Origin of the sequence: Microbacterium sp. OR16 (assembly GCF_047306725.1) — a bacterium.
Taxonomy (GTDB): Bacteria; Actinomycetota; Actinomycetes; order Actinomycetales; family Microbacteriaceae; genus Microbacterium.
Genome location: NZ_JAZEXK010000002.1, coordinates 401,403 through 420,444 on the forward strand (window position 1 = coordinate 401,403; position 19,042 = coordinate 420,444).

A 19,042-nucleotide genomic window follows, 5' to 3' on the forward strand; every position below is an offset into this window, starting at 1 on the left:
ACTGTCACACCCGCTCGACGGTCAGCGTGCGGTCGCCGAAGCGCACCACGTCGCCGACCTGCACGGGTGCCGGGTCGCCGGGTGTCAAGGGCAGCTCGGAGCCGTCGCGGGCGATGGCACTGCCGTTCGTGGATCCGCGATCGATGACGAGCACCCCTCGGCGTGCCGGGAGGATCGCCAGGTGGGTCTTCGAGACGGATCGGGTGTCGTCGGCCACGGCGACGAGCTGCACGGCGCCCTCACCGGCGACCGGCGCCGGCGCCCGGCCGATGAGTGTGGCGCCGCGCACCTCGACCCGGCTGCCGTCGTCGAGTCGCAGCACCGCGCGCACCGCCGGGGTCGCGGCTGCGGACGCGGCGGGCTCAGGCGCCGCGGGTTGAGCAGGCGCCGCCGCGGGTGCCGACGCAGCCGGTGCAGGTGCAGCCGGTGCAGGTGCAGCCGGTGCAGGTGCAGCCGGCGCGGACGCGGTCGGCGCGGCGGGTGCGGCGGGCACGGAGGATGCGGCGGATGCGACGGGCGCGGAGGATGCGGCAGGCGCGGAGGATGCGGCAGGCGCGGAGGATGCGGCAGGCGCGGAGGATGCGGGCGCGGCGGGGCTCGGCGCCGGTTCCGCGGAGCGGGCTGCGCCCGGCGTCGCGGGCTCTGCGCCTCTCGGGGCGAAGGAATCGAGCAGCTGACCGGCCATGAGAGGGGGCGGCACAGCATCCACCATCGCGCCAGGCGCGACGACGGGAGCGAACGGCGTCTCACGCGATGGCGTGGCCGGGACGGCGGGCGCGGCCGGCGACGCACCGGCCGCGGGCTGGGGCGCCGACGTCCTGCGGTGTGCGCCGATCACCCCACCCGATAGCCGCCCCGACGGCGTGTACTCGGCGGGGGCGCCGCGCTCGACAGGCGTGGCCAGGGAGGGAAGCGCGGGGCCGCGCGCGTGCTCGGTGATCCGCACCGACTTGCGGGCGATGCGCATGCGCTTCACGTCGTACGGGTTGAGTCCGCGGCGCACGTCGACCATCCACGTCGCACCGGCCTGGTCGACCCAGCTGCGGCCGCGGCGTTCGGAGTCGAAGAACGGCGAGAGCGCGATCACCAGAAGCGGGCCGAGCAGCGGCAGCAGGAAGGTCAGTGACAGCACGAGGTAGCGCACGACCGCTCCGCGCCAGAAACCGGGGCGCTCGAGGGTGCGCACGTTGACCGTCCGCAGACCGAAGATGGCCTTGCCCGTGGTCACACCCTTGCGACCGAGCAGCACGAGCTGCACGACGATGAACACGGTGGCGAGCACGTTGCCGATCGCGAGTGCGACGATCGGCCAGACCAGTGCCCCGTCGGCCAGCATGGTCGCCGCATCAGCGTCGCCGCCGACGATCTCGCCGAGTGCGGGCGTCGCCACCAGCAGCGCCGGCAGGGCGAACAGCACGAGGATGAGCAGCTCGATCAGGGTGGCAAGCGTCCGGCGCCCGAAAGGTGCGGGCAGCAGGCCGAGCGAGGCGGCGTACGCGGGGTCGGGATGCCCGGAGGCGTCGAGCCCTTCGATCTGCTTCTCGCCGTCGTCGATCTCCCAGATCAATCCAGCTCTCCTTCGGGTTCGCTCTGGGGCGCGTCCAGCATGGCGAGGTCGTCTCGCGTCACCAGCCGTGAGGCCACCGCGTGCTCCACGAGCCGGGCGCGCCGGTTGGTGGCGAAGCTGCGCTGCCCGCCGCGCATGCCGGGCACGCCGATCCGGTCGAGCTTGTCGCACACGTTGTCGAGCTTGCGGTTGAAGCGCGTCACCGTCCAGCCCAGGCGCTCGGCCGCCTTCGCCGAGCTGGGGATCTCGCTCATCCCCGTTCCGTCGCGACGCAGCTGCGGCTCGGCCAGTGCAAGGATGAGCAGCTTCTGACTCTCGGTCAGCGGAACGGCGCCGATGGTCGACGCGCCGTCGCCCTCGGTCTCGCGGCGGATGGCGCGGAACGCCGGCTCGTCGGAGTGCACGGTCATCTCGTAGGTGGTCGGTCCCGCGGTGAAGACGATCGTCGTCCGCTCGAACACCAGAGGCAGCCGTGCGCCGGGGGCAAGCCACGCCTGCACGCCGCCGGCCGAATCGGTCACGGTGGCCGAGAGGCGGCTGCCGATGTTCGTGAGCCACCACAGACCGTCGTCATGTGCGATCTCGAGGAAGTGACGGTGCAGGAAGAGGTTGTCGTCGAGTTCGAGATCCCCCTCCCTGCCGACGGTGAACGACGTCGACGTGTCGACGGGGAAGTACTCTCCTGCGAACTCCACGGTCACGGTGGTCATTCGACGCACTCCCTCACTTCCTGCGCGGAGCGGCGATCTGCACGCACCAGGCTGACCTCGATGCACGTGCGGCCGGGATGCGGCCCCTCGAGGGTCACGGTCGTCTTCTCGGTGGTCTGCGCCTGCATCGTGCCGTCGAGCGTCACCTCGGCCCAGATGTACGAATCACCCTCTTCGGGGCTGGGGTTGCTCCACGTGAAGGTCACCGTGTCGCCACTGCGCGTGCCGGTCAGGTCGTCGACGGGAGGGACGATGCCCGAGATGACGTCCTGCGGTGCCGGCTCGTCATCGACCGGCGCGGCCGTCGGCCGAGCCGCCGTGCTGAGACTGCCGCCCAGCCAGATTCCTCCGCCGACCACGATGACCACCGCGGCTGCGGCCGCCCACAGCCACGGCCCCACCCTGCGCCGGTTCGACGAGGGGGTCTCGTCCGCGAGCGCAGGGGTGGTGTGCTCGGGCGGCGCCGGCGAAGACGTGCCGGGCGCTCCGGGTGCGCTCGGCGCGCTGGGAGTGAGGATCGTCGGAGGGCGCAGCAGAGTGCGATCGTCGTCATCAGCCGGCGCCTCGGGCGCGGCACCACGCCGCACGGTGTGCTCTTCGGCGGCCTGCGGCGCTGGGGCTTCGAATCGCGGCACCCCGAGCATCCCGCCCCCGGCGAGACGGGGCTCGGTCGCCGCCGACGGCCGGGTCGCCGCGGGTGTGTCTGGACTGATGGACTGCACCTCCCGCACGCGGGTGAGTCCGTCGTCGTCGTCGCGCAGCTCGTCAGAGGACGGATGCTCGTCGACGATGTCGATCGGGGTGACGGAGTGCGCGAGCTCGATCTGCACCTTCTGCAGAGCCCGCGCGAAAGCCACCGCGCTCGGGTAGCGGTCGTCGGGGTTCTTCGCCATCGATCGCTCGAGCGTCGCCTGGAGACTGGCCGGGGAGTCGGCGCGCGCCAGCACGGGCAGGGCCATGCGCTCGATGCGTTCGATGAGATCGGCGCTCGTGTTGCGCTCGCCGGGGCGTTCGAACGGCGAACGACCGGCGAGCAGCGTGTACACCGTGGCGCCGAGGGCGTACACATCGGTGCGAGGCCCGCTGCGCGGCGGCTCGGCGAACGACTCCGGCGGCGACCACGGGATCGACATGCCCGCGGCCTCGGTGACGGCACCGGTGGTCGATGCGATTCCGAAGTCGGTGAGCGCGGGCCGGTTGTACTCGGTGACGAGGATGTTCGCCGGCTTGATGTCGCGGTGCAGCACTCCTGCGCGATGCGCGGTCTCGACGGCTCCGGCCACCTGGATGCCGACACGCAGCGCTTCGGCGACCGAGAACGGTTCGCGTCGCGCCCGGGCCTGCAGGTTCGGTCGAGGACAGTACTCCATCACGAGGTACGGCCGGCCGTCACCGGCCACCCCTGCCTGGTAGATGGTGACGATCGCGGGGTGGGTCGACAGCATGGCCATCACGTTGGCCTCGTCGGTGAACTCCTGCGCGGCTCCCGTGGTGATGCGGTCGGCGAGAAGCACCTTGACCGCGACCTTTCGACGGGGCATCTCCTGCTCGTACAGGAAGACGTCGGCGAACCCGCCCGCTCCCAGCGGCTGCAGATACGTGAAGCCGGGCAGCTGCGGCGGAGGCGACGGCGTGCGATTCATGTGAGTCCCTCGAATGAGACGGTGACCCCGTCGCCGAGATCGACGACGTCGCCGCTGAGCACGAGCGTGTGCTCGCCGGGGTGCAGCCGCACGGGGTCGGCGCCGGGGCGCATCAGGGTCGAGCCGTTCGTGGTGTGCAGGTCGATGACCACCACCGAGTCGCCCTCGGGACGGATCTCGAGATGACTGCGCGAGATGTCCTGCTGGGGGCTCTCGACGGCGACGAGGTGCGGCAGGCTGTCGCCGCTCGCACGCGTGGCGCGGGGACGGCGACCGATGATCACGGTGCGGTCGAGCGTGACGACCTGGCCGCTCGACAGGCGCGCGGAGCCGTGGCCGGCAGCGGGTGCTCCGACGGCCGGCAACACCTCGGTCGGGGTGTCGGGCCCCGAGGTTCCCGTCGTCTGCTGAGGCGCGTCGCCTGCCGCTTCGCGCATGCGTCGCAGCTCGGCGAGCGAGATCGTCGAGCCGTCGTGGTCGCCCGCGAGCTCAGCGGGCGGGGCTGCGGGCCCCCGGGGCGCGGAATGGACGGTGGCGTCGAGCACGTCGTCCTCCGCGATCGACGGCGGGGCGGGCGCGAAGGTGTACTCCGTCGGGATCAGGGTCGGGAAGCCGGCGTCGACGCCGGAGGGATCGGATGCGGTTGTCACGGGCATCGCCTCGGTCTGCACGAGCTCGGGGTGCTCCGCGCCGCTGCCGCTCGCCTCCTCTGCCGCGTCGCCCTGTTCGGCACCCGGGGCATCAGCCGGCGCCTCGTCCGCAGACTCGGTGGCGGCCGGCGCTTCAGCGGCCGCTACTCCGTCGGCCGGCACTTCGTCGACCGGCGTTCCTTCGGCCTGAGGCGCCGTCGCGAGCACGCCGGCCTGGGCGGGGAACGCCGCGTTCCCGGCATCCGCCGGCTGCTGATCCGTCTTCTCTGCGGGCGCCGCGTCCTCCGGGGGTGCGACGTCACCCGCTCCTGCCTCGACCGGCTCGGCCACTCCCGGCGCCGCGGTGGCGGATGCGGCGGGCTGGTCGCCGTGGGGGAACGCGACCGACGACGCCAGCACCGTACCCGACCGCACGACCAGCGACGTGTCCGAGTGCGCCTCCTCCAGAGACACGGTGAAGGAGCGCGGGTGAGTGAAGTAGCGCTCGGTCCAGGTGCTGATCTCAGCGCCCGACACGACCTCATCGCCGTCCACCCCGGTCACGGTGACGCGAATGTCGCCGCGCACGGCGAGACGGGCGGAGTCCTCACCCAGCAGCGCGACGGCGAACGAGCCGAGCGTCGCCATCGTCCCCCCACCGAGCACATCGATCACCTCGGTGAGCTGCGGAGCACCCGAGCGCATCATCTCGGTGAGGGCTGCGAGTCGCTCCGTCGCAGTGTCGCCCGGAACGGCGATCATCCCGTGCTCTTCGGCGACCACCTGCCAGCTGCCGGGTCGGTACGCGAACTGGTTCATCGAGCCCCTCCATTCCCTGATTCCCGCGGCCGGGTGTCGTCGTCGACGTCCGAGAGCACGATCGTCCCGGGTCGGGAGGCGACCGAGACGGCGTCGACGACCACGACGGTGACGTTGTCGCGACCGCCCGCCTGCACCGCCTCGGCGGTGAGCTGCGCGGCTGCACGCTGCGGATCGGGCTCGCTCTGCAGCACCTCCCGGATGCGCGCTTCGCCGATCTCGGATGTCAGGCCGTCCGAGCAGACGAGCATCCGATCGCCGCGCTCGGCGGGGAACAGCCAGAAGTCGGCGTCGCCGGTGCTGCCGGCCCCGATCGCCCGGGTGATGATGTTGCGCCTGGCGTCGTTCGGTGCGTCTTGCGGGCTCAACTCGCCCGAGTCGAGCAGCTCTTGGATGACCGAGTGGTCGACGGTGATGCGCTCCATCTCGCCGTCGGCGAAGCGGTATGTGCGCGAGTCGCCGATGTTGACGGCGAGCCAGTACCCGAGCCCGTCCACCGACGAGATGACGACACCGCTGAGCGTGGTGCCGGCACGCGAGTCGCCGGATGTCGCGAGATGCTCGACCACCTCGCGCGCCCTGGCCAGGGTCTGACGGACATCGTCGAGGCTCAGAGCCTCCCGGCCGACGAGGGTCGCGAACTCGTCGACGACGGCCGCGCTCGCACGCTCCCCCGCCTCGTGACCGCCCATTCCGTCGGCGACGATGAAGACGGGTGCGGATGCCAGCTGCGCGTCCTCGTTGAGCACGCGACGCCGGCCGGTGTGCGTCGCCGCGCCGGAGTTGACGAGCACGGGCGCGGTCATGCGAAGCCGCCGATCGTGAGGATGCGGTCGCCGATCTCGACAGCGTCTCCCAATCGCAGCGGCACGCGCTGCCCCGGCGGGCACGCGATGCGCACGCCATCGCGCACGACCACGGTGCCGTTGGTCGACTGCCGGTCCATGATCCAGCCACCCGACGGCGCTGATGCCGCCTCGAAGTGCGTCTTCGACAGCGACAGGGTCTCATCGCGCACGGAGATCACCACAGCACCGGGCTCCTGCTCGGGGTTGCGCCCGAACACCGTGCGACCAGACACGGTCACGCGCTGTCCGTCGTCCCACGTGAACACGAGGCGGTGGCCGGGGATGCTGATCCGCGTCGACTCGAGGTCGTCGTCGGCGGGCATCGTGGTGGGCGCGACGACAGCCGACGGTGCGAGTGGCGCAGGTTCGTCGGGAGCGGGGGTCGGTGCGACGGCTGCGGGATCGGCGGGAGCAGTGGGGCCGGCCGGCGCAGCAGCCGAAACAGCGGGGCCGGCCGGCGCAGCAGCCGGAACAGCGGGGGCAGCCGGAGTAGCAGCCCGGGCAGCGGGAGCCGGCGGAGCAGGAGCAGCCGGAGCAGCCGGAGCAGCCGGAGCAGCCGGAGCAGCCGGAGCAGCGGCAGCCGGCGGGGCCGCGGGCCGGCCGGGCTGCGTGACACCGGGGACGAACGAGATCAGGGGGTCTCCGGCCGCTTCGCGCCCGGCACGCGGAGCCGAGACGGTCTGGTCGGGCGCTGCGGCACCCGAGCCCGACCCCGGTCCGGCCGGGGCGGGCCGGGGCGCGACGACCGTCTCGCCGACGGCATCCGGCTGCGCTGACGCGTGCGGCGCAGGCGCGGCAGGAGGCGTCGCGGAACCGAGTCGTCCAGCGGTCGCCGGCGGGGCGGGCGGCGCGGCGACGGCGGTGGTCGTCGGCACCACGGGCGCTGCGGCATCCCGCGCGGCCACGGCTGCGGCATCCATCAGCACCGCGCCGCCGACTTTGTCATGCCAGCCCTGGTAGCGGCCGGAGCCGTCGAACAGCGGGGAGAACATCCCCACCACGAACGCGCCGGTCACGGCGAAGACGATGTTGCGCAGCAGGGCCCGCCAGAAGGAGATCGGAGCGAGGTCGGCAGCGCCGACCAGCCTGATGCGCTGCGCACGCATGCCGATCGACCCGCGTCCGGTCTGCATGAGTGTGTAGATGACGAACCACGCGAGCATCAGAAGCCCGAACACACCCGAAGCGACCGCAACGGAGATCATCGCGCCGGCGGCCGACTCGGGGTTCTGCAGCGCGCCGACCGTCATGGTCACGGTCACGACCAGGGCGAGCATCGGCAGCACGGCGGCGATCAGCGCATCGATGATGTAGGCGATCACCCGTCGCGAGATCGGCGCGACGTCGCCGAGGGGAATCGTCGTCATGGGGTCTCGCTCTCGGACGTCGGGCTGTTCCTGTCGATGTTGCCAGGTTCACGGCGCACGCGCGCGGCGGCCGCGTCCCTCAGCTCTTGGAGGCGTTCGCTCATCCGGCCGTTCCCGGTCAGCGAGCGCACGCTGAGTCTGGCTTTGACCCGGCCCCAGAACGTTGTCGCACCGCGCATCCCGATCACCGCCTCGTCGACCTCGCGCCAGAAGGCCTCGACCTCCTCGGTCGTCGGCTCGCCGGGTCCGAAGACCTGGCCGTCCGCCCGCTCCGCCAGCGCGGTGGCCGCCGGGAGCGTGAGGGCGGATGCCACGACACCGGCCTCTTCGACCCGGGTGCCGCCAGGGGGGATGCGAGCGCCGTGATCGATCGCGCGGTCGGTCAGCTCATCCCACCCGCCGCTGATCCGATCGGAGTGGCGCTCGGCGTTGCGACGCGCTCGGCGCCTGGCGGCCTTCCATGCTCCGATCACGATGAACGGCGACGCGAGCAGCAGAAGCACGCCGAGCGAGACTCCCGCGATCGCGAGGATGATGCCGATGATGCCGAGGACGTTGAGGCTGTCGTCCTCGGGCTTGCGGTCATCGGGCACCGTCGGCGGCAGATCGACCGGCTCCTGGGGCGGAGGCGGCGGCTGCAGCACCTGCGGCTTGGGGTCGACGCGCGGCTTCGTGTTCTGATCCTGAGGGACCTTGTCCTCGGGTGGGGTCGGGTCGAACGGGATCCAGCCGAATCCCTCGAAGGCGATCTCGACCCAGGCGTGCACGTCGTCGCCGGTGGCGGCGAACACCGGCTCCTTCTTGCGATCGGCATCCGGGTAGTAGCCCATGACGACCCGCACGGGAATGCCGACCTCCTGCGCGGCCAGAGCCATCGCGACGGCGTACTGCTCGTCGTCGCCGATCATCTGGTCGCCACCGAGAAGCGTGCTGATCCGCTCGGCGGTGTGCCCCGCCCGCGAGAGCACCTCTCCCTCGAGCCCGTGGCTGAAGAACCCGCCTTCGGCGAAGTACGTCTCGAGCGCCCTGGCCTGCTCGATGGGAGTCTCGGCGTCGGTCACGATGTCGGCCGCCTTCGCCGAGAGGTCCTCCGGCGAGTACGACGACACCTTCTGCTTGATGTTGGCGAACTTCGCGTCTTTGAGCTGCTCATCGCCGACCTTCGGCGCGATGACGGCGTCGACCGTGTACGCGTCGCCCTTCTTGAGCTTCGCGGTGACGACGGTCGTGTCGGTCGCCGGGTTGCTGTAGGCGCTGCGGCGCAGCTCGTCGGCCCGCGCTCCCTCGAACTCGACGTCGTCGACGACCGTGGTGCCCGGCAGCCACACCCCCGAGTAGTCGGCGATCTCGAAGTGAAGCTGTGCGGGGACCCCGTCGACTCCGGTGGCCATGTCGCTGCGCAGGGGCAGGAACGCGCTGGACGAACCCGGCCCGCCGTCGGTGACGTTGTAGACCACGCCGTCCCAGCCGTCCATCGCCGCCAGGCGCACCCGGCCGTCTTCGGGCAGTCCGGTCACTGTGAACAGCGTCTTGGTCTTCTGGTCGCGCACCGTCTTGCGGAAGCTCTGCATCGGGCTCGCGTAGTCGCGGATGTTGAACGGCGGGATGATGGCGTCGCGGAAGACGTGGCGGGGGCCGGCATCCGCCGTCACCGCGTTCACTCCGGCGCCGGCGCCGGCCGCCACGGCGACGACCGCCAGAGCGCCCACGAGTCGGCGGGTGCGCATGTACCTCGCCCTGGCGGGATCGGCTTCGCTGACATTCACCGCCGACGACTGCGGTGCCCACCACGAGCGCAGCGACAACCAGCCCGCGGCCGCACCGGCGATCACGATGCCCTGCACGAGCGGGAAGGCGGCGGTGGGCACGCCGAGCGCGATCACCAGGAACAGCGCGCCGACGATGGGCAGCAGCGACCACGCCAGGTGACGCAGACGCAGCGCGAGCGACGCCGCGAGCACGCTCGCCACCAGGCCGATCAGGAAGGGCACGAGCAGGTGGCCGTCGGCGGGCGAGACCGGGGCGACCGTGGTCAGCAGCTGCTTCCACGACGTGACCACGCCCGTCGCCAGGCCCGCCAGGGTGTCGACGGTGGGGATGACGCCGAGCAGCGTCGTGTGCGGCAGCGCGAGGGCGCCGCCGAAGAGGAAGTACACCGCGACCGTCGCAGCGGTGATGATGAGGATGCCCCAGCCGCGCCACGCGCAGACGCCGGCGACGGCGAGTCCCAGGGCGACCCCGCCGACGGCGGCCGGCACGAAGCCGGGGCCGGCGAACGTCGTCCAGAAGCCGGCGAGCGCGGCGAGCAGAAGCAGCCCGACGGCGGCCAGATCGAGGATCCAGCCGCGGCGCAGCCGGAAGGAGGCGGTGATCGGAGCGGTCATGCGAGAACCCTCTGCAGAGCGACGGGGAGCTGGTCGAGGGCGCCGACGGTCACGACATCCGCTTCGCCGATGCGGCGCAGCTCGGGGGTGTCGAGGCCCGAGCGAGCGACGACGGCGAGCGCGCGTGCCCCGAACGGGAGCCGGGCGCAGGCGCGACGCAGGTCCTCGACGTCGACGGTGGCGCCGCACACCAGCACGACCACGCTGGCGAGCGGCATCGCAGCCGACACCACGCCCGCGAGCTCGGCGATGCCGCCTTCGCGCGCTTTGGACTGCTCGACGGTCGACAGCGAGTCGAGCAGCTGCTTGCCGGTTCCGGATGCCAGCTCCCGGCCCTGCACGCGCACGTCGACGCGCTGCGAGTCCTGCAGCGCGCGCAGGCCGATGGAGCCGGCGATCGAGACGCCCAGCTCGAACTCCTCCTCGTCGCGGTAGTCACCGCGCGAGCGCGAGAGCCCGATCACGAAATGCGACCGACGCGTCTCCTCGAACTGGCGCACCATCATGGTGCCCGTGCGCGCCGTGGAGCGCCAGTGGACGTGACGCAGGTCGTCACCCGGCTGGTACTCGAGCAGGGCGTGGAACGAGACGTCGTCGCGCGAGAGATCGGCGGCGGGCAGCCCCTCGAGATCGCGCAGGAAGCCGAGTGACTGACCGCCGAACAGCACCGTGCGGGGATGCACGAACAGATCGACGGGATCGTCGCGACGGTGGGCGCGCTCGAAGACGCCGAGGGGGTCGCCGCGCACGACGCTCACCGGGCCCACCTCGACCACGCCGCGGCGCTGGGTGGGGATGGCGAACAGCTCCTCCGCGCTCTGCCCGGCGGCCAGGCGCTGGATCGAGAACTCGCCGCGGCCGGCGCCGACGGGCAGCACGACCCGCGACGGGAGGATCGCCCTGGTGCCGCGGTTCTCGAGCTTGAGCGCCCCGATCGCGCGTTCACCCACGACGACCCGGGTGCGCGCCAGATCGAGCGACACGTCGTACTGCGTGCGGCCGATGAGGAAGAGCGCGCAGATGACCAGCACGAACGCCAGCACCCACGCGGCGATGACCAGCTCACGCCATCCCTGCACCGCGCCGACGATCCAGAACAGCACGGTCAGCGCCACCAGCATCCATCCGAGAGGACGCACGACTCGTGCGGCCGACTGGAGGCGCCGCAGCGCGCGTCCGCCGAGCACGGCGACGACGTCGCGCCAGCCCGCCTGCTGCCCTGCGGAGGCCCCTGCCTCCGCCACCGTCGCCTGCGCCATCAGACCGCGGCGCGGGCCTGGGGAGCTGCGACACTCTCGAGAACGCGACCGATGACGCTGTCGGCCGTCGTGCCGGCGAACTCCGCCTCGGCGTCGAGCAGCAGACGGTGCTGCCAGACGGGGCGGGCGAGCGCCTTGATGTCGTCGGGAAGGACGTAGTGCCTGCCGTGAGCGGCGGCCCACACCTTCGCAATGCGGATCATCGCGATCGCGCCACGCACGGACACGCCCAGGCGGATGGCGGAATCGGCGCGTGTCGCCTCGGCGAGCTCGGCCGTGTACCGCAGCACCGCCGGCTCGACGTGCACGCTGGCGCCGAGGTCGGCCATGTCGGCGACCGCGCTGGTCGTGATCACCGCCGCCAGTCCGGCCGAGGGGTTGCGCTGCGACGCGCCGGCGAGGATCCGCTCGGCGACATCGAGGTCGGGGTACCCGATCGACGTCTTGATCAGGAACCGGTCGAGCTGCGCCTCGGGGAGCTTGTACGTCCCGGCCTGCTCGACGGGGTTCTGGGTGGCGATGACGAGGAACGGGCGCCCGGCCTCGTGGGTCACCCCGTCGACGGTGACCCGCGACTCCTCCATGACCTCGAGCAGCGCCGACTGGGTCTTGGGGGATGCTCGGTTGATCTCGTCGGCGAGCACGATCGACGCGAAGATCGGCCCCTTGTGGAACTCGAAGCGGTGCTCGCGCTGATCGTAGATCGTCACGCCGGTGACGTCAGACGGCAGCAGGTCGGGGGTGAACTGGATGCGCGAGCTGGTGCCCTGGACGGTGGCGGCGAGGGCCTTGGCGAGGCTGGTCTTGCCCGTGCCGGGCGCGTCTTCGAGCAGCACGTGCCCCTCGGCGAGCATGGCTGCGACGACGAGGCTGACGACCTCGCTCTTGCCTTGCAGAGCCTTGTCGACGTTCTCGACGAGGCGGTGGAAGGTGCCCTGGAACCAGGCGGCCTGTTCGGGGGTCATGCTCATTGCGTGAATGTCCTTCTGTTCGTGCGTCGTGTCGAGGTCTGGCCGGGCGAGGTCGTCGCCGGTCAGTAGAACGTGCCGTAGGCGTTACCCGGGTCGCCGCCCTTGATCACGAGCTGCTTGTCGTTCGAGTACCCCGAGTAGCACTGCAGCTGCTTGCTGCCGCCAGACGGGATGTCGAGGGGGTATCCGGCGTTGTTGCCGAGCATCTTGCCGCCCACTCGGCACTCGATGTTGTAGCTGCCGGCCTTGAAGTACTGGTTGGTCGTCACCTTGTAGTAGTGGCACGACCCACCGCCGACGGCGCTGCATCCCGGCACGACGGAACCGGCCGAGAGCCACGCCTTCGGCGTGGTGTCCGGCTTCGGGCCCGAGGTCGCGCTGTAGGTGCCGGACTCCGCGGAGCCGCCCTCGGAGGCGGTCGCGCGCACTCTGATGGTGTGCTTCGTGCTGTAGGTGTCGCCGACGATCCTGCTGCCGCTCTCGCCGACCTTCTCCCAGCCGCCGCCGTCCACGCTGATGTACGTGGTGATGGGACGGCCGTTGTACGACCCCTTGGCATTCCAGGTGACCTGGACCGACCTGTCGCCCGACGGGGTTGCGTTCCCGGTCGGCGCGAACGGCGCACCGAACGGGGTCACGGAGTTCGACGCGGTCGACGGGCCGGTGTTGGACTGCTGCCCGCCGACCACGGAGTACGCGCGCACGCGCACCGTGTAGGGCGTTCCGTTGCTGGCCGGGATGTTGGAGCTCCCGTCCCACGCCTGCCACGCCTGCGAGTTCAGCTGGTACTGGTAGCGCATCTCGCCGGGAGAGGCGCCGTTGCGGGCGGCGTCCGTCATCGTGAAGCTGACGGCGATCGCACGATCCTTGGGGGTCGCCGTGACGCTCGAGGGTGCGCCCGGCTGGCCGAACGCGCGCTGGGGAGCCGAGCGCGGCCCCAGCTGACCCCACTGCGGGGCCTTGTTCTTCGCGCGCACGGCGTAGGTGTAGTCGGCGGTGCTCGTGGGCACCCGCACCGTCTGCGAGGTCGCCGTGCCGGTCGACGTGCGAGACACCTCGGCGCCGCCGCGATACGTCACGAGCTCGTACTGCTCGATGGGCGCGCCGTTCGTGTCGGGCTGATCCCAGCTGACTGTCATCTGCGCCTCGCTGCCGACCGAGGGAGCGCTGCTGACCCTGGGCGCCGCGACGGCGGCCGGCGGGCCGGCGGGGATCTCGGCTGCCGAGTAGATGCTCCACCCCGAGGGGTCCGGAGCACGGTTGTGCGCCTGGATGCGCACGCTGTAGCTCGTGCCGTTCTCGAGCCCCTCCCAGCGCAGCGAGTTGCCGGTCACGCCGGTCTTCTGCCCCATCCCCGACGGCGGAGTGGGCGAGATCTCGAGCGTGTACGACTCCACCGGCGAGCCGCTCGACGTCGGGGTCGTCCAGGTCACGTCGAGCGCCCGGTCGCCGAACTTCAGCTTGGGCGGCAGCGGAGTGTCGGGTCGGGTGTCAGGTCGGGCGACTTCGGATGCCGGCGATGCCGGTCCGTCACCGACGCGGTTCGTCGCCGTCACCGCGAAGGTGTACTCGACGTTGTTGGTGAGTCCGTCGAGGGTGCACGTCGTCGACGTGCAGGTCTTCGTGTACGGATTGCCCGAGACCGACTTCACGGTGTAGCCGCTGATCTCGGCGCCGTTGTTCGACGGCGCCGACCAGTTGAGCACCACCGTGCGGTCTTCCACGGTCGTCACGGTGGGCCGACCCGGGGCATCCGGAATGCCCTGCACGGTCACCGTGATGCGGCCGTCGACCTCGCGGTCGGGGTCTTTCGTGGCGTCCTGCACGCGGTAGCGCACCACCATCACGCCGACGAACGACTTGCTCGACGTGACCTCGACCCCCTCCCCGGCGACCTTGGCCTGGCCCTCGCCGCTCTCGACGGTCGCCGAGAGGATCTTCAGCGCCTTGCCCTCAGCCTGGAACGGGTTGATGTCATTGGCCAGCGCAGGAACGGTGATCGTCTCGCCCTGGTCGGCCTCGTCGACCGAGTCGGGGCTCGCCACGGCGAGCGAGCGCGTCGACGCGGTCACGGCCACCTGCACGGTGCCCTGCACCGGCTCGGTGGTGCCGTCGGTCACGCTGATGCCGATCGTGGCCGTCGTGCCCTTGGGCGTGTCGGAGCCGGTCTCCGCGTACAGCGTGGTGCCGTCGATGCGCGCATCGATGCCCTTGCCCGGCTTCGACGTCACCGAGAAGCGCAGCTTGCCCGCATCCTTCGGATCGGGATCGGTCGCGAGGCCGGCCAGGTCGAGCGCCGTCGCCTCCTCGCCAGGCGCGATCTGCATCTCGGCGCTGTTCATGGTCGGCGGCTGATTGTCGGGCGGCAGCACGGTGATGGGGATGGTCAAGGTCGACTTGCGCCCGTTCGGATCGTCCGGCCCCTCTCCGTCGGTCACCTCGAACGTCAGCGCGTCCTCACCGAAGAAGCGGTCCTTCGATGTGTACACCAGGGTCGTGGTGTCCTTGATGAGGGAGTCGCCGTTCGTGAACGAGGCGCTCACCTTCGATGCCTCCGTCAGACGCACATCGCCACCGCCCGCGACGACGACGTACTTGTCGAGCGGGATCTCCTTCGTCTCGCCGCTCTTCACCTCGAGCGGCTTCGTCGACTTCAGCCGCGGGCGCAGCTCGCTCAGCGCGGGAACGAAGATGAATGCCGACGCGCTGAGCTCGTCCTGGTCGGTGATCACGTAGCGGATCAGCTGCCGCTGCTCCCCCACGGTCACCCGGACCTTGCCGTCGCCGAGCATCCGCGCGCCGTCCTCGAGCGTCACGTCGACGCCCTCGATCGTGCCGTCCGGGTCCTCGTCGTTGCGGAGGATGTCGAGGTCGACCGTGAGGTCCTCCTCGACGTCCTCGACCTGCACGCGGTCGTCGCGTGCGATCGGGTTCATCAGCGGGACGTCCTCGTCGACCTTCACGAAGATCGCAGCGGTCGCTCGCGCACCCTTCGCGTCGCTGATCGTGTACTGCAGCGACGTCTCCAGAGCCCTGTCCGGCACCGAGATGATGACCCTGTCGCCCGAGATCTTGGCCGACATCCCCTCGACGTCAGGCGGCAGCGTCAAACCCGACTTGACCAGACCGATCTGATCGCCCTCGGGGTCGGAGTCGTTCGCGAGCACGGGCACGGCGACCGAACGACCGGGTCGCACCACGACCGAGTCGTTCACCGCGTACGGCGCCTGGTTCGTCGCCTCGGGCGGTGCGATGCCCACGCGGATGGTCGCACGTCCCTCCGCCCCGAGGCGATCGCGCACCCGGTAGCTGAGGGTGTCGACGCCCTTGGCGTCGTCGTACGCCTCGTAGGTCAGATAGTTCGCGCCCTGCTCGACGATGCGACCCTTGGCGGGCGCGCTGTCGACGCCGATCAGCTCGACCGAGTCGCCGTCGGTGTCGAGACCGTCGAGCGGCACGGGGATGTTGATCTTCGAGCCGGCGAGGGTGCGGGCCGTCAGATCGCGCGGCCGCGGCGCGGCGTTGGTGCCGTCCTCGTCGACCGGCAGCACCTGCACGGCGATGTGCGCTCCGGCCTTCTGGCCCCGGGAGTCCACGGCCTCGTAGGTGAGGTACACGGTGCCCGGCTTCTCGCTCGCGCGGAAGCGCACGGCATCCTGCGAGACGAAGGCCTCACCGTCTTCCGGGTCGATCAGCGGCTCGACCAGGTCGGGAGCGACGTGCAGCTTGTCGCCGCTCGGATGCACGTCGTTGTCGAGAACGGGGATCGTCACGACGTCGCCGGCACGCACCACGGCCTCGTCGTCTTTGGCGACCGGGGCGAGCAGCTTCGTCGGCGCGGGAATCGGGATGACGACCACATCGGCCTCCGCCGAGGCGGTGCCGTTCGAGATCCGGTAGGTGATGCGCACCGGCTCTTCGAGCCCGCCCTGATCGCTGATGCGCAAGGTCTCGTGGTTCAGGACGGAGACGTTGAGCCCGCTGCTGGGCGGGACGGTGACGGACTGCACGACCAGCACGCCGCCGGCCGGATCGCTGTCGTTGCCCAGCACACCGACCAGCGCCTCGCTGCCGCTGGGCAGCATGGCGACGTCGCGCACCGCCACGGGCGGCAGCTCGCTCTGCTGCTTGTCGAGCACGTCGACGCGCACGATCCCCTTCGCCGGCTTCGGGCCCGCCGTCGCCAGATACTGCACGTAATAGGTGCCGGCGGCCTGCGCCTTGAACGAGAACTTGCGGTTGGCGTAGTCGCGATCGATCTCGGCACCCGGGGTGTCTTCGACGCGGGCCAGACGCAGCTGCTCCCGGCCCGCGCTCGTGTCGTTCGCCAGGGGCGACACGGTCACCGACTCGCCCACGCGGGTGACCACGTGATCGGCGTTGGTGACCGGGTTCGTCGAGCCCTCGGGCTTGACGTCGAGCAGGATCTTGCCCTCGGTGCCCTTGCCCATGGCATCCGACACCAGAACGGTGATCTCCTTGCGCCCCTGCAGGCTGGCCACGGCGCGGTAGGTGATCTTGCCGTCGGTGGTGAACTCGACCTCGTCGCCCTCGGCCGCGACGACGCCGCTCAGGTAGAGGTCGTCGCCGTCGGGATCGCTCCAGTCGGGCAGCACGTTGTACGAGACGGTGCCGCCGGCTTCGACGGCGAGCTTGCTGGCCCGCTTCGGCCGAGGCGCGCCGTTGGTCTTCTCGTCGTGCACGGAGAGCGTGACGATCGCGGTGTCCTTGCCGCCGCGACCATCGTCGATCTGGTACTCGAACGACGCCGATCCCGTCGCATCCTCGGGGACGGAGATCTGCAGGGCCGCTCCGTTGAGGATCGGACGCACCTCGCCCACCGACGGCTGCTTGCCCACCAGCGATGCGACGAGCACGTCGCCGTCGGGGTCGTTGTCGTTGTCGAGCACGGGCAGCAGAGTCGTGCCGCCGGGACGCACGCCGAGATCGGGGTCGTCTTCAGCCGTCGGAGGGGTGTTCTCCTCCTTGCGGTCGGGCAGAGAGGTCTCGACCGTCTCCTGGGTGGTGTTCTCGTCGTCTTCGCTGTCGCCCTCCGGCGGAACCAGCACGCTCCAGTCGTCGACGCGCTGCAGGCTCTTGTTCGCCAGCCACGCGGCGCCGCCGACGATGTCGTTGAGCACGATCACGTCGCGGTTCACGCGGAAGGTGAGCGATGCGGCATCCTCTGCACCCGGAATGGTCTCCTTCACGTCGAGGGAGTCGCCGGAGCAGTCCCGGATGAAGGTCGCCGAGACGGCCCATGCGCCGTAGGTGCAGCCGCGCAGCTGCACGGGGACGGCGGGGTTGCCCGTGCCGTCGGCCTGGGTCTGGACCGGTTCGCCGCCGTCGAGCGGCACGCGCACGAGCGCGGTGGGCGTGGCGAGAGCGACCGCGTCGGACTGCTCCGACGCCCGCTGCAGCACGGCGTCAGCGGCCTGATCGATCTCGGTGCGGAATCCGCCCGGTGTCGTCAGGACACCCGCCGCGGCGTCGAGCACGACAGGCGTCGAGCCGACAGCGGTGATGCTCGGCGTCTCGCTGATGTCGATCTCGCCGACCGATTCGGACTTCGGCTCCTGGGGAAGCCCGTCCGGGTCGACCGGGACCTCGACGATCTCGCCGCGCTCGCCCGAGAGGGCGAACACCGTGCCGTCGCGACCGACCGTCACGTCGGCGCCCTTGCCGAGCTCGGCGGTCGGATCGGACGCCTTGATGTCGAAGCCCGCCAGCGCCTTCGCCGCGGTCACCCACAGATCTCCCGACTTCTGGTCGAGAATCGCCACCGTCTTCGCTCCGAGCGCCACCTTGGCGCTGCCGGGCACCGACGCGCTGTCGGTCAATGCCATCCGCGCCGGATCGACCGCCGTGAGGGTGCCCGCTCCGCTGTCGTCGACCAGCACGGTGGCGCCGTCCTGCAGGATGTCGTAGTCCTCGCTTGCCGCGCGCATGCCGCCGTCGAGCACGGTGGACTCGTGGTTGAAATGCCCCACGAGGAAGCTCGACGACTTCGTCAGCCAGACGCCGGCATCGTTGAGGTCGACCTTCGTGGTGGGCAGACCGTCATACGCCACCGCCATGGTCGTCAGTGCCACCGCACCGATCGCCACACCGGCGATCGATGCTGCGGTCTTCGGTCGAGACCGCACCCACGACAGTGCCCTCATGCATTTCCCCCGGAATCACAGCTGGTCCGCTCCGCGTCACCGCGTGGCGGGCATACCGGTTCATCCTAACTCGGGCGTGTTCCGCTCCCGCTGGGGAGAGATACCCATCGGGGCGTCTCGGCGTCAGCCCAGCAGTGCGACGCCCAGAGTCACGAGGCCCACGACCGAGATCAGGCAGGCGACCGCGACGGAGGCGACGACGACGACGCCCGCTCGCCTGTCTCTGCGCACGACCGAGGTCTTGACGACCGCAGTGTCGCGGGTCGGGGCTGCGCCGGCGGTGACCGTCGGAGGTCGCGACGGCACGATCGGCGCCGGACGCGGCTTGTAGATCGCGGGTGTCGCCTCGGACCCGCTTCGCCGGGGCGGCGCGACGACGGTGTCGGCGATCGACGACTCGGCCTCGGCGGCGGCGTCCCGGGATCGGACGACGATCGTGTCGGCGATCGACGCGTCCGCAGTCGACGCGCCGGCACCGCTGCGGTCGATCACGACCGTGCGCTCATCCGCACTGTCGCGGTCAATCACGACCGTGCGCTCATCGAGTTCGTCAGCGTCGGAGTGCCGGACCGATCCGACCGATCCGTCGGAGGCATCGGAGGCGTCGGAGCCGACGTCGCGTCGGCGACGCGAGCCTCGCGTCGGCTCCCCCGTCTCGGAGTCGGGTCGGTGTCCGCCCAT

The 19,042-nt window shown here is 71.0% G+C and carries 11 protein-coding genes; all 11 read right to left on the minus strand.

Annotation, left to right across the window (positions count from 1 at the left end; all coding sequences use genetic code 11):
- Positions 1 to 4: 4 nt before the first annotated feature.
- The 11 genes from V2S05_RS12535 to V2S05_RS12585 all read right to left on the minus strand — a co-directional run bounded on the left by V2S05_RS12535 (position 5) and on the right by V2S05_RS12585 (position 19,042).
- Entirely contained in the window at positions 5 to 1,567 is a 1,563-nt protein-coding gene (locus V2S05_RS12535) for an RDD family protein (RefSeq protein ID WP_413635709.1), read from the minus strand.
- A complete protein-coding gene (locus V2S05_RS12540) occupies positions 1,564 to 2,277 on the minus strand; it encodes a hypothetical protein (RefSeq protein ID WP_271638701.1) in 714 nt (237 codons plus the stop codon). The genes V2S05_RS12535 and V2S05_RS12540 overlap by 4 nt, the downstream gene beginning before the upstream one ends.
- On the minus strand, positions 2,274 to 3,920 hold the full coding sequence (locus tag V2S05_RS12545; RefSeq protein WP_413635711.1) for a protein kinase domain-containing protein: 1,647 nt from the start codon (positions 3,918 to 3,920) through the stop codon (positions 2,274 to 2,276). Before V2S05_RS12545 ends, V2S05_RS12540 begins: the two co-directional genes overlap by 4 nt.
- Positions 3,917 to 5,368: an FHA domain-containing protein gene (locus tag V2S05_RS12550; RefSeq protein ID WP_413635712.1), complete on the minus strand. Its 1,452-nt coding sequence runs from the start codon at positions 5,366 to 5,368 to the stop codon at positions 3,917 to 3,919. Before V2S05_RS12550 ends, V2S05_RS12545 begins: the two co-directional genes overlap by 4 nt.
- On the minus strand, positions 5,365 to 6,174 hold the full coding sequence (locus V2S05_RS12555) for a PP2C family protein-serine/threonine phosphatase (protein WP_271638704.1): 810 nt from the start codon (positions 6,172 to 6,174) through the stop codon (positions 5,365 to 5,367). The genes V2S05_RS12550 and V2S05_RS12555 overlap by 4 nt, the downstream gene beginning before the upstream one ends.
- Positions 6,171 to 7,583 (minus strand): RDD family protein, encoded by a 1,413-nt coding sequence (locus tag V2S05_RS12560; protein WP_413635713.1) that lies wholly within the window; start codon positions 7,581 to 7,583, stop codon positions 6,171 to 6,173. Before V2S05_RS12560 ends, V2S05_RS12555 begins: the two co-directional genes overlap by 4 nt.
- Positions 7,580 to 9,967 carry a transglutaminaseTgpA domain-containing protein gene (locus V2S05_RS12565; RefSeq protein ID WP_413635714.1) on the minus strand — a complete coding sequence of 796 codons (2,388 nt, stop codon included), beginning with the start codon at positions 9,965 to 9,967 and terminating at the stop codon, positions 7,580 to 7,582. Before V2S05_RS12565 ends, V2S05_RS12560 begins: the two co-directional genes overlap by 4 nt.
- Positions 9,964 to 11,226, minus strand: coding sequence for a DUF58 domain-containing protein (locus tag V2S05_RS12570; protein WP_413635715.1), 1,263 nt, complete (start codon positions 11,224 to 11,226; stop codon positions 9,964 to 9,966). The genes V2S05_RS12565 and V2S05_RS12570 overlap by 4 nt, the downstream gene beginning before the upstream one ends.
- Positions 11,226 to 12,197, minus strand: coding sequence for an AAA family ATPase (locus V2S05_RS12575; protein WP_413635716.1), 972 nt, complete (start codon positions 12,195 to 12,197; stop codon positions 11,226 to 11,228). The genes V2S05_RS12570 and V2S05_RS12575 overlap by 1 nt, the downstream gene beginning before the upstream one ends.
- A gap of 62 nt (positions 12,198 to 12,259) precedes the next feature.
- Positions 12,260 to 18,361, minus strand: coding sequence for an Ig-like domain-containing protein (locus V2S05_RS12580; RefSeq protein ID WP_413635718.1), 6,102 nt, complete (start codon positions 18,359 to 18,361; stop codon positions 12,260 to 12,262).
- Positions 18,362 to 18,484: 123 nt separating this feature from the next.
- Positions 18,485 to 19,042, minus strand: coding sequence for a hypothetical protein (locus V2S05_RS12585; RefSeq protein ID WP_413635720.1), 558 nt, complete (start codon positions 19,040 to 19,042; stop codon positions 18,485 to 18,487).